The following is a 17,047-nucleotide window of genomic DNA, read 5'->3' as shown; positions in this document are numbered from 1 at the left end:
TTCAGATAAAAAATGAGACTTACACTTCCTCAACAAGATATTTATTTTGAACAGCTTTTATTTCCTGATGAACCTATTTACAATATTGGTGCAAGAATTTCTATACATGGCTATTTAAATAAAGAATTATTTGAACAAAGTTATATTGCTTTAATACAGCAGCATGACGCCTATAGGTGCTTTTTACAAGGAGATATGGAGGAAGCCCAAATGTTGATTTCAAATAAAATCCGGCCACTTGAATGTATTGACTTTTCGAATAAAAAAGATAGTGAAAAATCGGTATTGGAATTCATGCAAAAAGAATTTAAAAAATCTTTTAATATTGAAAAAGATAAATTCTTATACCGTTTTGTTCTTATAAAAGTTAGTGAGAAATTTCATTATCTGTTTTCTGTGTATCACCACATAATAACGGATGGATGGGGTACTTCATTGATGTTCACCCGTTTGGTGAAAAACTATAATGAGATTTTAGAAAATGGAAAAATTGTTTCTGAATATCCGTATTCTTATGAGAATTTTGTCAGTGAAGATAGGGGGTATTTCAATTCAGAAGAATTTAATATTGATCAACAGTATTGGGCAGAAAAATTCAAAACGTTACCCGAAAATTTATTCCAAAAGCTTGACTCTTCGAAAACAATTAACGTAAGCTCCAGAAAGGAACTTATTATAAAGAGAATTGTTTATAATGATCTAACAGAGTTGGCTCTGGTAACAAAATCGAGCACGTTCCATATTATATTGGCTATTTTATATGTTTATTTGGGAAAAAAATCACAGAATGAATCAGTTTCGATAGGGTTGCCTGTTTTAAATAGATATGGTGCTAAGTTCAAAAAGACTGTGGGCCTATTCATGGGAGTCAATTCTTTATTGTTATCACCTGATGGTGACGAAACATTTACCGAATTAATTGGAAAAATTAAAAACCAGCTCAAACAAGACTATCGTCATCAGCGTTTTCCTTTGGGACAATTGGTAAAAGAGTTGGGAGGATTTAATCAAAAAGAAAGAATATTCAATATCACATTGTCTTATGAAAAGCAGGACTATTCATCTCATTTTAATAATACAATTACTAAAGTAGTTCCTTTGAGCCATGAATCAGAAAGAGTAGCACTTGCATTATACATAAGAGAATTTGATGAAACAAAAGATGTAAAAATAGATTTTGATTATAATCTGAATTACTTTACAGAAGAAATTATTTGTAAGATTACAGAACACTTTCTAATTCTTATGGGGGAAGTTTTGAATAATCCTGATCAAAAAATAAAAAATTTAAACTTCCTTACACCTGAGGAGCGCAACCAGTTGCTTGTAGAGTTCAATGATACAAAGATGGATTACCCAAGCGATAAAACCATCATACAGCTTTTTGAGGAGCAAGTAGAAAAAACTCCTGATAATATGGCCGTACGTGATTCCAAAAGAATATTGACCTACGAACAAATAAAAGAAGAATCAGACAGAGTAGCAAAATATTTAACTTATAATTTTGGAGAAGGTAGTGAGCCTGTGGGAATATTGATTAATCGCTCAGTTGAGCTTATTATATTTCTTTTAGGCATTTTCAAAGCGGGAAAATACTATATCCCGATTGATCCTATGCTTCCGAAAGAAAGAATTGAATATATTATCAATCACAGTCAGGTATCAGTTATCATAACTGAAGATGCATTTTTACAGAAATTTGAAGTAACAAATAATGATAATCAAAGGAAAGTACATTTTATTAGCAAAGACAAATTCCTGGAGCTTGGATCTGCCTCAATAATTAATTCTAACCTTAAAGTTACTCCTAACGATACTGCTTACATTATTTATACCTCAGGATCTACCGGAAGTCCAAAAGGGGTAGAAATAGGACATCAGGCATTAGCCAACTTTTTAATCAGTATTCAAACCAAACCAAAAGTTCAGGCTCATGATATTCTATACTCAGTTACCACTTACTCTTTCGATATTTCTATTTTAGAATTTTTAGCACCATTAATATCAGGAGCAAGCGTATTTATAGCGAGTAGAGATACACTAAACAATGTTGAGTTTCTAAAAGAGCAGTTAGAACAAATAAAACCTACCATCATTCAGGCAACTCCAAGCTTCTACCAAATGTTATTCAATGCGGGCTGGAGTGGAAGTAAAGACCTAAAAATACTTTGTGGGGGAGACAGTCTGAACGAATCTTTAGCAGAAAAGCTCATTACCCATAGCAAAGAAGTATGGAATATGTATGGGCCAACTGAAACTACCATATGGTCTAGTATAAAACAACTAGAAAAATCATCAGATGCTTCCAATATAGGAAATCCGATTAACAATACTCAAATCTATATTGTAGATAAACAACTTAATCTACTACCACAAAATACTGTTGGGAGAATCTTTATTGCAGGAGACGGATTAGCAAAAGGCTATTACAAAAGCGAATCCCTTACCAAAGAAAAATTCACTGACAATCCATTTTCAACAATGGAAAATAATAACGCTAAAATGTATGAAACCGGAGATTTAGGAAAATGGAATGAAGAAGGAGAGATAGAATTTTTAGGTAGGAATGATTTTCAAGTTAAAGTGAGAGGTTTTCGAATAGAATTGCATGAGATAGAGACTAAACTCATGGAACATTTTAGCATCAAACAAGCAATTGTGGATGCTATAGAAGTAAATGAAGAAAAAGTATTAGTTGCTTATTATATTACAAACATAACAAATACAAGCCACAACGAGGTGGTGAAACAAAATAAGATCAACAAAGTAGATGTAAGAGAATACCTTCAAAATAAGTTGCCGGAATATATGATTCCCAGCTTCTTTGTTGAGCTAGAAAATATTCCCTTGACACCAAATGGTAAGATTGATCGAAAGGGATTGCCAGACGTTACAAGCGAAGACATCATTAAGAGAGAATATGTGGCTTCGAGAAATGAAATAGAAAGGAAGCTTGTAGAAATTTGGCAGAAAACGCTTGGAATAGAGAAATTAGGAATCACGGATAACTTTTTCGAATTGGGAGGACACAGTTTGGTGGCAGGGAAAATAATCAATAGTATTTCCAAAGAATTAAATAAAGAGATATCATTAAAATATATTTTTCAGAATCAAACCATAGAGTCTTTGGTGAAAGTAATTACAGATAGTCCTAAAGAAAAAATAATTATTCCTAAAGCAGAAGAAAAAGATTTTTATGCATTAACTTTTGATCAGATGAAAATTTGGTTAGACTCTCAAAAAGGAAATTTTTTAAACGCCTATAATATGTATTCTATTTTTGAAATAGAAGGAAATTTTGATATGATTTTAATGGAAAAATCTATTCAAAAAATCATTTTAGAAAATGAAATATTAAGAAGTAACTTTATAGAAAAAGGTGGGAAAATATTCCAGACAATTGGAAAAATAAAAAATTTCAGATTAGATGTTTTTGATGCAAATGAAACGGAAATTTCATCTACAATTAAGAATAAATACGTCTCTCAAGTATTTAATTTAGAAACAGACTTGCTTCTTAAAGCAGCCATCATTAACGTTAAAAACAAAAAAGAATTAATTCTTCTTACTCATCATATTATTGTTGATGGAATTTCTTTGGAAATTTTATTGAACAAACTTATAAGGATTTATAATAATGAAACTGTAGAAACTGTTAATAATCTTAAGTTCAAAGATTATTCTGAATGGCAACAGGCTCAAATGAATAACCCAAAAACGGATGTACCTAAATTTCATGTAGACCCGAGTGTAAAAACAAAAATTTTCGGGAATAATGAAATACAAGGAATTACCCGCAGTAATACCTTTCAATTATCCGTAGACCATTATTATAAATTAAAAAAAATTTCAAATAAAAATAAAACGACGGTATTTTCCTCTATTCTTACCTTACTCAGTATTGTACTTCATAAAATATATCAGCAAGATTCAATTTGTTTGGGAACTGTTTTTAGTGGTAGGAATAATGAGCAACTGGAAGAGGCGGTGGGAATGTTTGTAAAGACCTTACCTGTAAGTCTACTTGTAAGTAAAAATTCTGATTTTGAGTCTTTGGCAAAAATGAATCACAATTCGTTAATTACATTAGAAGAGAATATAAATCTGCCATTTATGGGTAATCTTAATGAATTTACTGATTTTTTAGTTATATACCAACATTCAGATACACTATCAAAAGAACGTATAGACTTTGGTTCATTTATATTAAAAAAACAAAAGATACATTCTACACAATCAAGATTTCCGATCGTGTTCAATTTCTTTGAATCAAATGAATTAAAATGCGAAGTAGAATATAGTGAAATTACGGATGAGAATTTCATTAATCTCTTTTGGGAAAAGCTATTATTATTAATCGATTGGGTTTATGAATATGCAAATAAAGTTATTGAAGGAGCTGATTTATCTACAGTCCAGGAAACACAAATGAAAAATTCTTTAGACATTGATTTTAATTTCTGATGATAATTTTATATACTTTCATAGAAGAGGAGAAACATCAATATTTATTAAATAGATATTCTTCAATTTGTTCTGAAGAGTTCAATGCAAAAATCCTAAAATATAGAAGATGGCAAGATGCTCAATTATCTTTGGTAGGAAGAGTACTGTTGAAATATGGTTTAAATCACTACTTTCATTTAAAAGATTTTGAAATAGGTCGTGAATCAAATCATAAACCATTTGTAGTAAATCAGGATTTACACTTTAATATATCACATGCAGGAAATTTAGTAGTTTGTTGTATGGGGGATTTTCCCCTAGGAATTGATATAGAATATCTAGACCATAAAACAAAATACATGGACTTTAAATTTCAAATGACCCTGAACGAATTTGATAAAGTACACTTTTCGAAAGACCATGTCAGAAGTTTTTTTAAATATTGGACAGAAAAAGAAGCTGTTATTAAGGCTCATGGAAAAGGATTATTAATCCCATTGCAATCCTTTGAGATTTTTCAAAATCAAGCCGTAATCGAAAATGAAAAATTTTATTTAAAAGAAATTTTTATACATGAAGAATATCAATGCTGTATAGCTGCAAACAAAGATATTCGACAACAAAAAATTGATATAGAACAAATAAATATGAACAAATTATAAATGAGAAATTTTCGTCTTTTAACCCTTATAGCACTGTTTATTTCGATTGTTTTAAGTGCTCAAACAAAACTGGAAAAAGTGAAATCGTATTTTCCTGACTCAAAAGAATTAAAAAAGGATAATATAGATTGGTATCGTTTTTCAGTACCTGAAAATTGGGACAAAATAAATGAAAGAAAAATTTCTCTTGCGGTTGCCCGATTAAAATCAAAGACAAAATCAAAACAAGAACCTATTGTGTTCATTCAGGGAGGGCCTGGTGGAAATACGATTGAAGAAACCATGTTTTGGGCAGATAATCCTTTGAGAAAGAATCATGATATTATATTAGTGGATTTGAGAGGGACAGGATTTTCAACACCAAGATTATGTCCTGATTTAGGCAAAAAGTTTTTTGAAATATTATCTAAAAACCAGACTGACGAACAAGATGTAAAAGATAAAGTTCAGGTTTCGTTTGAATGTAAACAAGATATGATTAATCAAGGAATAGATTTAAATTCATACAGTAGCATATCTGTAGCAAGTGATTTACATGCTTTAAAAAATGCTTTGAAAATTGCAAAATGGAATGTTTATGGAGTTTCCTACGGAACATACATTAGTCAGAACTATGCTAAAATTTTTCCAAATGATATTCAAACACTAACATTAGATTCTTCCATACCTAATATTTCAGAGTACTATACTAATAATACTCAAAACTATATGTTAAGCTTAGGTAAACTTTTTAAAAGCTGTCAGGAAGATTCAAAGTGTAATAAAGAATATCCAAATCTGGAAGAAGTTTACTACAATAATATTTCTGAATTAGAAAAGGCACCTATTACTGTAGAAGTAGACAAGTCGATTGTTTCTTCAGGAAAGTTTACTTACAATAGTGAGGATTATAAAATAGCAATACAACAATCATTTTATGACAAAAAATTGGTGGAAGTATTACCATTACTGATTTATCAATTTAAAGCAAAAAATACCGCTACATTGGCAGGATTAGTTCAGGCCTTTTCAGGAGCACTATCGTTGAATTACGGAAACTATTTTTGTTTTACATGTAATGAAGTTATCCCTTATAACAATTTGCAGAAATATGATTCAATTTCGTTAAAATTTAAAAAATTGAAGGGAGGATTATCTTTTTACCGATCAGACTTTAATGTATGTAGTAAATGGAATGAGGGCCAAACTTCCACATCAGAAAATAGGATGTCATTAAAAAATGACAATGCATTTAAAGTATTGATACTTTCAGGAGGATTTGATCCGATAACACCTACATATTTTGCAAATGAAACATCTCAAAATTTCAATAAAAATGTTCAGATTATTAATGGGTATATTTATGGTCATGGTTTAGGATATACCTATTCAGGAGCCAATATAATTAGAAATTTTGTCGAAAATAAACCAATAACAGATTCTTTAAAGCAATATTTTAATAAGAAGGATGTAGCTTTTAAAACAGACATTACCTTAAACAAAGGCGTTGTTAAAATGACAGGAGATATTAGTTCAAAACAATGGTACTATTTTATTCCCTTGATAATATCTTTATTAGTCGTTCTAGTAGTGTTTATAGGAAGTTTAAGTATTATTATTTCTAAAAAGAAGAAATCAGACTTAGCTATTCTTGGATTGTTTTTAACTTCATTAGCATTATTATTATTTACTATTTCTTTAGGACTTGGAATTAATAGTGTTCTTAACGATAATTTTTATTTATTGGCATTTGGGTTGCCGTCAAAATGGAAGTTTGTGTTTTTAGTATATAAAGTATCAATAATATTTTCTATCATTACTTTCATTATTACATTAATTAAAGTATTTAAAAACAATATTCCTTTATATGTTATTATATTTTTATCTATTGGAATCATTCATTATTATTTGATCAGTTGTGTGTTGTAGCTAAAAACGGTTGCAAATGGATGATTTATAATATAAAAATTTAGTTTTAGCAAGATCAACGGTAATGCGTTGATCTTGCTAAAATAAAGCTGGGAATCTGAAAATATCTTTATAGACATTTGCTTATTTAAGTAATCAGAAACCTCAAAAAATGGCTATCGAAAGTTTAAATTGTGATATGAATAAACGTTTTTCATAATATCAGAAAGGCATTTGAATATATACATTTAGAGTATATAGCTACCGAGTAAAAATTTCCATATATAAGAAATTTTAATAATTTGATTGAAGTAATAGGAATAACTATGAAGATCATTAAAAACCACTAAAAGTAGTGTTTAAAAAAAATGAGATAGATATTAAAATCAATAAGAATAGAAATAGTGCTTATAGGGCTAATTTATATACATTTACAATAATGAATAAGCTAAATCCGATAGTCTCCCAAACCTATATTAACCATTTTTTTTCTGAAGATTTTATTTTTTAACCGCACTATTTTTTATTAATTTTTCCTTTTTTTGTTTTATAGAATTCAGACTATCCTGTATTTTTTTTAATTTAGCGGAGTCAGGTTTTATTTGTTTATATAATCCTTTTCTTTTAAGGTCTACCTCCCATTGCCTTTTATACTCTGGCATAAAACTAGAGGTCACCATTTTTTTATATAATTGCTCTCGTTTCAAGTCGCCAGTGATATATTTTTCTGCAATCAGGGTACAAGCAGGGCCTGCCCATGCGGCTCCTACACCCGCATGTTCCATAACAGCTGCAACAACTATTTTAGGTTTATCAGCAGGAGCAATTAAAACGAAAATTGAGTTATCTTTTCCCTGTGGAACCTGTGCTGTTCCGGTTTTAGCCAATTGCGTAAAATCATTTGATCTTAATCCTCTTGCGGTTCCCCTTAAAATCACAGCTTCCATACCTTTAAGAATTGGTTCAAAATGCTTTGGATTAACTAAAGTTTGGTGTTTCTTTTTAAATCTCGGATCAGGATTGGCCTTTCCGTCAATCAATTTCACAATATGAGGTGTGTAGTACCAGCCTTTATTTGCTATCGCAGAAACATAATTTGCCAATTGCAAAGGGGTTACCATTACATCACCTTGACCCATTCCGTTGAATATGGCTCCTGTTGCCAAAGCATCCCAGTTTTTATAATCTTTTTTTGACCCGCTTGCTTTCAGAATGGACTTCATTCTTTTTTCATAAAATTCTCCAGACGGGATTCTTCCTTTTGCGCCTACAGCAAAATCATTATTTAAGAATTCACCTACACCAAAGCTACTCATGATTGCTTTCCATTCATCAACTCCTTTTGAAGGATTTCCGGGATATTTATTGATGATTGCTAAATAAGTATAAGAAAAAAAACAGTTACTGGAAACCTGAATTGACGGGATTAATGGATCTGCCCCTCCATGGCCTTTAATCCTTAATCCTCTGTAATTGAAACCACCACCACAAGGGAAAACTGTATTCTCATCTATCACACCCATTTGCATTGCAGCTAAACCAGTCAGTAGCTTAAATGTTGAACCTGGCGGATAACCCGCTTGTAAAGATCGATCAAAAGTAGGTTTGTTTTCGTAAATCGTATCTTTTGAAAGAGCATATAAATTTTTAGATTTATTAGGTCCGGTAAAGAGATTTGGATCAATATCTGGCCCGGTAGCTGAAACTAAAATTTCACCATTATTTGGATCAATAGCAATGATAGCACCATGTTTGTTGACGAGCATTTCTTCAGCAATTCTTTGTAGATCGTAATCAATGGTTAAGGTAATGTCTTTTCCTGTAACCACGTCACGGTCTAATGTTCCATTTTTATATGGTCCTACATTTCTAAGTCTAATATCTTTCTGAATGTATTTTATCCCTTTAATTCCACGAAGCTCCTTTTCATAGGATTTTTCAATCCCCGTTTTTCCGATGAGGTCACCCGGAAGATAATAGATAGAATCCTTTTTGATTTCTTTGTCGTTAACTTCACTTGTGTAACCCAAAAGATTTCCGGATGTGGAAACCTCATATTGTCTTTGTGGACGCTGAACAATAGTGAAAGCGGGATATTTAAATATTATTTCCTGAACTCTGGCAACTTCTTCTCTGCTAAGATCTTTGATGAAAGTCATCGGAGTCAGTTTTGAATAATATTTCTCACCTTTAATCAGATTGATTCTTTTGATAAAATCTTTTTTGTCGATGTTCATTAAGCTACAAAAAGACAAAGTATCAAAATCAGGTTTCATTAGAGCCTGTGTGAAAGAAATTTCATAAGCAGGTTGATTTCCCACCATGATTTTCCCATTACGGTCAAAAATAACACCACGTTGAGGAATAACGTATTCGGTTTTTATGGAAGTATTAGCTGCATTCAATGCATATCGGTCAGTAAATAACTGCAAATAAGCTAACCTTGCAACAAAAATAAATGCGATAATAACAAGGGCGGAAAAAATTTTTAGATAACGCGTATTCAAATCTTTTTTTTAAATTGTATAAATTATGAAGCATAATGCCTCGTTCTAAGAAAAATACATTTTTAATAATTAATCGTGATACAAATTTACATTTTATTTCTAAAAGTTTACTCTTGTTGACCAATTATAATCATAATCAGACGATTGCTTTCAACTGCATTTTTGGATATATTCAAAATGCAAAAAATAGTAATAAATCCCGTAAACTTTAGAGACTAAACAATTTTATGTTTCCTGCAGGTTATCAAAATTTTGTACGATATTACTGTAATTCTGTTTAATTTCCATTGATGATTTATAAGTTCACTTAAAACAATTAGTTATATTTTTGAGACGGCATTACAAAAAATGGCCTCTATAATAATCGGAAGCTGGCTATTGCATTTTCAATCGGTGTTTTCTCGCACATTATTATTGATATGATATTTCACGAAAAAGATATCCGCCTTTCACCATTTTCAGAAACTCCTGTTTGGGGGTGGGGGATTATTGATCATCCTCTTTTGAATTTTGTACTCGAGCTGATGTATGGAATATTTTGTTGGTGGTATTTTAAAGGCAACAAAAACTTGCTTATAGTTATTGTGGTATTTAATATTATGGATTTACCACTCATGCTAGGCCACGGTGATATGCTGAAACCTCTTGAGCAATATCCCTATATTCTTCCTTCGTTTATTCTTTTTCAAATTCTGAATACATGGTATTTTATATGGCGATACAGCAGGTAATTAAACAAAATTGATAATGATTTCTGGCTGTAAATAATTGATGGCACTGTTTTACTCTCTGACTTTTCAACGCATAATTTAGATTCTAAATTCACAGATGATGTTCCCTCAACATACAGCAGAGCGTAAAACAAATGCTTTTTCGAAGAGACCTATTATTTTAATGTAGGTTTTTTAGATGAATGATAAAGCTGGCGTAGAAATACACCAGCTTTTTTATGGAATAGCTGTATTGCTATACATCCTGCTTTTGTTTTGATAATGACTGGATATGAATGGTGAGCATTTAATTATTCACTAAATTAGCTGATACAAATAGGATAATATTAATTAAGTTACCTGACAATCTATGATAAGAAAAGCAGTACCCGCTGATTTGGTTCAAATCGAAAAAGTATTAGAAGCTGTAAAAGCGGATATGCACAACAATAACATTGATCAATGGGATGCAGAATATCCCAATAAGGAAATACTTAAAAGGGATATTGAATCTCAGGTAGGATGGGTATCTGTTGAAAATGGAGACATCTTATCTTATATGGTTTTGAATGAGTTCTGTGATGAGGAATACAATCTTTTGAGCTGGAAGTACTCGTCACCTTTTCTTATTATCCACCGTCTGTTTGTTAGCCCGTCAGCCCAGGGAAAGGGAGTTTCCAGTATCATGATAAAATACGCAGAACAGTATGCATCTGAGAATAACTATCACTCAATTCGGTTAGATGCATTCTCTCTTAATGAAACGGCCAATTTAGTCTATCTGAAAAAAGGATATGAATTTGTAGGAACAGTGACTTTTCGCAAGGGGATATTCAACTGTTATGAAAAAGCTATTCAATGATTTGTTTAGGTGCAAACATTTTAAAACTACTATGACGTTACCTCAATATGATAGTTTTCCAACGGTAACTGGGGAAGGAGTGCCTCTCAGACAAATTCTTGACTCAGATCTTCAGGATCTGATTGAAATTTCATTCTACGATGCCATTCAGGCGGAAACAGTAGAGCAGGCAGCGGAAATGCAGTCTAAAATTAATAAAGATTACACCAATGGAAATTCAATTCATTGGGCGATTATAGATAATACAACCCAAAAAGTTGTAGGTACTTGTGGCTACTACCGTGGATTTGATAACGGAAATGGGGAATTAGGATGTGTAATGTTGCCTCAGTATTATGGGAAAGGATACATGACTGCTGCGATGTCGTTAGCCATTGATTTTGGATTGAAAAACATTGGATTACAAAGGGTTTGGGCGGCAACCAGCCAGCAGAATACAAAAGCAATTCAGCTTCTTGAACGGCTTAATTTCAGGAGAACGGTATTGTTGGAAAATGATGAGATTGAATTTGAATTCAACCCAAATAAATAACGTATAAACTTTAATTTTTTCGGAATTTATTTCAACAGATTTGTTTCTGGGAATGAAACTTGGTGAAACAAACTGAGAAATATAAGAATGGCGGATATGTGATCTTGGGCTGAATACTTTGCAGTGATCATTAAAGATTGTATTGGCAAATATTTGCACTTATTTCGATTAAATAATCATTGTTTTAAATTGATTTCGGTGAATAAAATAGTTACTAGTATTTTTTATTGCATTATATTCTTTTATGATTAATAATATTGAATAAATAATCCGTTTTTTGGAATTTTGTCAGTATTTTTGATGTCTTAAGGAAGTATGAACTATTCACTAGATTATTTTACGTTTTATGGTCTTAATTGTTGATGATAACCAGAACAATATTTATTCGTTAAAGAAATTATTAGAATCCAAAGATTTTCCTGTTGATACAGCTAATTCTGGTGAAGAAGCACTGGGTAAAGCATTAAAAAATAATTATGCATTGATTATTTTAGATGTTCAAATGCCTGGTATGGATGGATTTGAGGTTGCAGAAACGTTTGCAGGCTATAGTAAGACGAAAGAAATACCCATTATATTTTTATCTGCGGTAAATACCGAAAAAAGATTCATCACGCGCGGATATGCATCCGGGGGGATGGATTATGTAACCAAACCGGTAGATCCGGAAATTCTTTTACTCAAAGTCAAAACATTCTACAATTTGCAGGAACAAAGTCTTGCAATGAAAAAAACTCAGCAAAGTTTAGAACTGGAAGTACAGGGGCGAAGAGAATCTCAGGTAACCATGAAGTCTGAAATTGACCATTTTCATTTAATGCTGGAAGGGCTGCCGCAAATAGCGTTTACTTTAAACGAAGAAGGCATCGTAGATTTTGTGAATGGCAGATGGTACCAATATTCAGCTACCGATAAGGACTTTCCTGAAGCTCATCCCGATGATCTTAATATCAGAGACGAATTTGAACGATGCAGAAAGAAAGGTAAAGCCCTGGAATTGGAGGCCCGGATCAAAAATATTGAAACTGGTGATTACCGGTACCATTTACTAAGAATGTCTCCTGTTTACGAGGGTGATATTGTTAAAAATTGGGTAGGAACCTTTACGGATATTGATGATCAAAAGAAGGTGGAAAAAGAAAAGGACGAATTCCTGAGTATTGCCAGCCACGAACTGAAAACACCCCTTACAAGTATTAAAGCTTATATGCAGCTGCTGGACCGTAAACTGAAACTAGATAAAGACAGCGCAGAAGGAAACTACGTAACAAAGGTGCAGGATCAGATTGAAAAACTGAATGTTTTAATTACCGATTTACTGGATGTTTCCAAAATAGAAAACGGCAAACTAAAGATCAATAAAAAGCCTACCAACATTGAAAAGGTGATCGATAATGCCATCGAAACCATCCTGCAGACCCACGAAGAAAATAAAGTCAGAATCCAGCACCATGCGGTAGTACCGGATCTTCTTATCCCTTTCGATGAAATACGCATAGAACAGGTTCTGATCAACTTTCTAACGAATGCAATTAAATATTCACCTGAGAATAACCAGGTTATTGTAACAACATTTGCAGATGAAGATGAAGTGAAGGTAAGTATCACCGACTTCGGAATTGGGATCCCGGATTTTAAACAAGATGCCGTATTCCGTAAATTTTACCGGGTAGAAGAATCATCTTTACAATTTCAGGGTATGGGAATAGGGCTGTATATCTGTTCCGAAATTATCAAACAACATCACGGGACCATAGGTCTATCCAGTATCGTAGGTGAAGGGTCTACATTTTATTTTACCTTACCATTAAACTAATTTTTTATGCCGAAAAAAATCATAAGAAATCTACAAATTGGGGTTGGACTGTCTTTATTAATCTTAATAGCAAGTTCAACCGCATCATATATTAGTATCCAAAGGCAGATGGATCATAGGGAGAGCCTATCCAAAAGCCGACGCTCGGTAACCGCTGTAAAAGATGTGTTAATCGCTCTTTTAGATGCTGAAACGGGTAACAGGGGATATCAGTTAACAGGAAAAGATAGTTTTTTAGAACCTTATAACCGAAGTTTAGCAGAATTTCCTAAAGCAATTGAACGTGCCAAAACGATAGGAATTACAGATAAAAGTCAGCTGGGCAGAATCAATGCCTTAGAGCAAAATGTGGTTACCAGTGTTGATAACCTGAAACAGCTTGTCGAAAATAAACGAAAAGGTGCGGTAATGACTCAGGAGCAGATGTTGTTGAGTAAATCCTATATGGACAAATGCCGTATGCTGGTCCGGGATTTTGTAAAATATGAAGAAGAACAGGTTGATAAAAAGAATAAAAACCTCAATACTTCATCCGATACAACCGTTCTGTTTATCATTTTTTCTGCATTAGCGGCAATCGCGGTGACTCTGTTTTTATACATTAAGTTACGTAAAGATCTGATCCGTAGAGACAAGCTTGAAAAAGCATTAAAAGCGAAGGATCTGGAAATTAGCAGAAGAGTAAGTGTTATTCAGCAGGTTGCCAATAGAGTGGCGAATGGCGATTATAGCCAGAGAGCCGAAGACAACTCACAGGATGATCTTGGAGATCTGGTAGATTCTCTTAACCATATGACCGACTCTCTGAAAAAATCTTTCGATAAAATCAATAAAAGTGACTGGCATCAGAAAGGTCTTGCTTTGTTGAATGAATCTTTAGTAGGAAACAGATCCGTAAAAGACGTTACGAATGATTCTCTACTTCAAATCATTGAATATACAAATTGCAGCAATGGAGCCATTTATTTGCTGGACGATGGAAAACTAAAACTGGAATCTGCTTTCGGTCTGGAAAATACCATGAAAAAATTCTTCGAACCGGGAGAAGGAATGGTAGGCCAAACCTTTATCAAAGGAAAGTCAAAAGTATACAATGACCTTAACGAAAATGATTTCGCCATTACTTTTGCCAGCAGCAGAGTGAAGGTTAACGGAATTCTATTGGTTCCGATTATTTTGGACGGGCAAAGCATCGGTGTGTTGGAAGTAAGTTCCGCAGATAATTTTGATGAAGATAAAATTAACTACTTCACGGAAGGCTGTAGGAATATTGCCATTGCTTTGAATGCCGCAAAAGGCCGTGAAAAAGAACAGCGCCTATTAGAAGAAACACAGGCTCAGTCTGAAGAACTGCAGGTACAGCATTCTGAACTGGAAAATCTGAATACCGAATTAGAAGCACAAACTCAAAAATTACAGGCATCAGAAGAAGAATTAAAAGTACAGCAGGAAGAGCTGATGCAGACCAATGCTGAACTGGAAGAACGTTCGAAATTATTAGAAGAAAAAAATCATCTGATCGCCGAACGAAATATAGAAATCCAGAAAAAAGCAGAAGAACTGGCATTAAGTACCAAGTACAAATCTGAGTTTTTGGCGAATATGTCACACGAATTGCGTACTCCGCTGAACTCGATCCTTCTTCTTTCCCGTTTAATGGCTGAAAATCCTGACGAGAACCTGAACGAAGACCAGATAGAATCAGCGAAAGTAATTCAAAGCTCCGGAAGCAGTCTGTTAACGTTGATCGATGAAATATTAGACCTTGCTAAAATAGAATCAGGGAAAATGACCCTGGAATATCAAAACGTCGTGATTGAGGATGTTGTAAAAGATCTTCAGAATTTATTCAATCCTTTAGTGAAAGAAAAAGGAATTCAGTTTGATATTCAGATAGAAGAGCAGGTGGGAAAAAGAATTGAAACAGATCCATTACGACTAAACCAGGTATTGCTCAATTTGATGTCAAACGCATTGAAATTCACAACCGAAGGCAGCATTGCCCTGAATATTAAAAAAGACCCTAAGAATAAAGATTTTATAATTTTTAGTGTAAAAGATACAGGAATCGGAATTGCAGAAGACAAACAGAAAATCATTTTTGAAGCATTCCAGCAGGCAGACGGATCTACCCGACGAAAATTCGGGGGAACAGGATTAGGACTGTCCATCAGTCGTGAAATTGCGAAACTATTAGGCGGCGAATTACTGCTGAAAAGCAAGGTTGATGAAGGAAGTGAGTTTAGTTTGATCATTCCGGTTGACGGGAAATTAGAGCCTGTTCACATCCAGCAGGACCAGGAATTGGTTGAAATTATACGCGAAGATGTAGAAGAAATCAAAAACATCATCGATTATCCGAATACTGAAACTTCACTTTCTGTCAATGTATTGGAAATACCGGAAGATGTAGCAGATGACCGCGACAATATACAGGATGGAGACAAAGTCATTTTAATTGTAGAAGACGATACCAATTTCGCTAAAGCACTATTAAAATACGCTCACCGACAGGATTATAAAGGAGTAGTGGTGGTAAGAGGAGATTATGCCTTGTCCGCTGCATTGCAATATCATCCGTTGGCCATTTTACTCGATGTTCAGTTGCCGGTAAAAGACGGATGGCAGGTAATGGATGCATTAAAATCCAACGCCCAAACCAAACATATTCCGGTGCATATGATGTCGTCACTGCATGTAAAAGAAGAAAGTCTGATGAAAGGAGCTATTGATTTCATCAACAAACCGGTGGCTTTAGAGCAGATGACGGATGTCTTCAGGAAAATTGAAGAAGCCCTTCGCAGATCCCCTCAAAAAGTTTTAATTGTAGAGGAAAATTCTAAACATGCCAGTGCTTTATCCTATTTCTTAAGCAATTTCAATATTTCATTAGCAGTAGAAAATAATGTAGAAGACAGTGTAAAAGCATTAACTTCCAACGATGTGGATTGCGTGATTTTAGAAGTGGGAGCTTCCAAAGGACATGGCTATCAGATTGTAGAATCCATTAAAAGCTATGAAGGATTAGAAAACCTTCCGATTATCATCTTTACCGAAAATAATTTATCCCAGGCAGAAGAGCTTAAAATCAAGCAGTATGCAGATTCTATTGTGGTAAAAACAGCACATTCTTATCAGCGTATCCTGGATGAAGTAGGATTATTTTTACACTTGGTGGAGGAAAAGAACAGCTCGATAGAAACCATTAAAAATAAAACATTAGGATCATTAACAGAAGTCTTGAGTGGAAAGAAAATACTCATCACCGATGACGATGTCCGCAATATATTTTCACTCACCAAAGCACTCGAAAAATACAAAGTAGAGGTTGTATTGGCAATGGACGGAAAACAGGCGCTGGAGCAGATCAAAGCCCATCCGGATATTGATGTTATTTTGATGGATATGATGATGCCGGAAATGGATGGCTACGAAACCATACAGGAAATAAGAAAAAAACCGATGTTTGCCAAATTGCCGATTATTGCCGTAACTGCAAAATCGATGATTGGTGACCGCCAGAAATGCATTACAGCAGGAGCTTCAGATTATATCTCGAAGCCTGTAGATCTCGATCAGCTGTTATCATTGCTGCGTGTTTGGTTATATGAAAGTTAAACAGATC

At 33.4% G+C, this 17,047-nt stretch carries 9 protein-coding genes; 8 read left to right on the top strand and 1 reads right to left on the bottom strand.

All coding sequences use genetic code 11. The features are described 5' to 3' along the window. The first annotated feature begins 12 nt into the window (after nucleotides 1–12). Genes SB679_RS20790 through SB679_RS20780 form a run of 3 tightly spaced genes read left to right on the top strand, consistent with a single transcriptional unit; the run spans nucleotide 13 to nucleotide 7,016 of the window. A complete protein-coding gene (locus tag SB679_RS20790) occupies nucleotides 13–4,464 on the top strand; it encodes an amino acid adenylation domain-containing protein (protein WP_410704225.1) in 4,452 nt (1,483 codons plus the stop codon). Then, complete coding sequence (locus SB679_RS20785; protein WP_410704224.1) at nucleotides 4,464–5,108, top strand: 4'-phosphopantetheinyl transferase family protein; 645 nt, start codon at nucleotides 4,464–4,466, stop codon at nucleotides 5,106–5,108. The genes SB679_RS20790 and SB679_RS20785 overlap by 1 nt, the downstream gene beginning before the upstream one ends. After that, entirely contained in the window at nucleotides 5,109–7,016 is a 1,908-nt protein-coding gene (locus SB679_RS20780) for an alpha/beta fold hydrolase (protein WP_410704223.1), read from the top strand. A 479-nt stretch (nucleotides 7,017–7,495) separates the two neighbouring features. On the opposite strand, the gene SB679_RS20775 is transcribed toward SB679_RS20780, so the two are convergent. Next, nucleotides 7,496–9,502 (bottom strand): peptidoglycan D,D-transpeptidase FtsI family protein, encoded by a 2,007-nt coding sequence (locus SB679_RS20775; RefSeq protein ID WP_410704222.1) that lies wholly within the window; start codon nucleotides 9,500–9,502, stop codon nucleotides 7,496–7,498. 419 nt (nucleotides 9,503–9,921) lie between these two features. On the opposite strand from SB679_RS20775, the gene SB679_RS20770 reads away from it, so the two are divergent. The 5 genes from SB679_RS20770 to SB679_RS20750 all read left to right on the top strand — a co-directional run bounded on the left by SB679_RS20770 (nucleotide 9,922) and on the right by SB679_RS20750 (nucleotide 17,040). Next, nucleotides 9,922–10,233, top strand: coding sequence for a hypothetical protein (locus SB679_RS20770; RefSeq protein WP_410704221.1), 312 nt, complete (start codon nucleotides 9,922–9,924; stop codon nucleotides 10,231–10,233). Between the two features lie 349 nt (nucleotides 10,234–10,582). Continuing rightward, nucleotides 10,583–11,074, top strand: a complete 492-nt coding sequence (locus SB679_RS20765; RefSeq protein WP_410704220.1) for a GNAT family N-acetyltransferase — start codon at nucleotides 10,583–10,585, stop codon at nucleotides 11,072–11,074. A gap of 31 nt (nucleotides 11,075–11,105) precedes the next feature. Beyond that, complete coding sequence (locus SB679_RS20760) at nucleotides 11,106–11,606, top strand: GNAT family N-acetyltransferase (protein ID WP_410704219.1); 501 nt, start codon at nucleotides 11,106–11,108, stop codon at nucleotides 11,604–11,606. A 346-nt stretch (nucleotides 11,607–11,952) separates the two neighbouring features. Next, a complete protein-coding gene (locus SB679_RS20755; RefSeq protein ID WP_410704218.1) occupies nucleotides 11,953–13,422 on the top strand; it encodes an ATP-binding protein in 1,470 nt (489 codons plus the stop codon). Between the two features lie 6 nt (nucleotides 13,423–13,428). Next, entirely contained in the window at nucleotides 13,429–17,040 is a 3,612-nt protein-coding gene (locus tag SB679_RS20750) for a response regulator (RefSeq protein WP_410704217.1), read from the top strand. Nucleotides 17,041–17,047: the final 7 nt, after the last annotated feature.

Source organism: Chryseobacterium sp. SIMBA_029, from assembly GCF_046535275.1.
In the GTDB taxonomy this organism is placed as follows: Bacteria; Bacteroidota; Bacteroidia; order Flavobacteriales; family Weeksellaceae; genus Chryseobacterium.
Note: the sequence above shows the minus strand (reverse complement) of the source record. Positions and strands in the feature narration are given on the sequence as shown.

What these genes read in the sequence shown, in the direction of transcription:
- SB679_RS20790 (WP_410704225.1), top strand. Translation starts at nt 13, where the DNA reads ATGAGACTTACACTTCCTCAACAAGATATTTATTTTGAACAGCTTTTA.
- SB679_RS20785 (WP_410704224.1), top strand. Translation starts at nt 4,464, where the DNA reads ATGATAATTTTATATACTTTCATAGAAGAGGAGAAACATCAATATTTA.
- SB679_RS20780 (WP_410704223.1), top strand. Translation starts at nt 5,109, where the DNA reads ATGAGAAATTTTCGTCTTTTAACCCTTATAGCACTGTTTATTTCGATT.
- SB679_RS20770 (WP_410704221.1), top strand. Translation starts at nt 9,922, where the DNA reads ATGATATTTCACGAAAAAGATATCCGCCTTTCACCATTTTCAGAAACT.
- SB679_RS20765 (WP_410704220.1), top strand. Translation starts at nt 10,583, where the DNA reads ATGATAAGAAAAGCAGTACCCGCTGATTTGGTTCAAATCGAAAAAGTA.
- SB679_RS20760 (WP_410704219.1), top strand. Translation starts at nt 11,106, where the DNA reads ATGACGTTACCTCAATATGATAGTTTTCCAACGGTAACTGGGGAAGGA.
- SB679_RS20755 (WP_410704218.1), top strand. Translation starts at nt 11,953, where the DNA reads ATGGTCTTAATTGTTGATGATAACCAGAACAATATTTATTCGTTAAAG.
- SB679_RS20750 (WP_410704217.1), top strand. Translation starts at nt 13,429, where the DNA reads ATGCCGAAAAAAATCATAAGAAATCTACAAATTGGGGTTGGACTGTCT.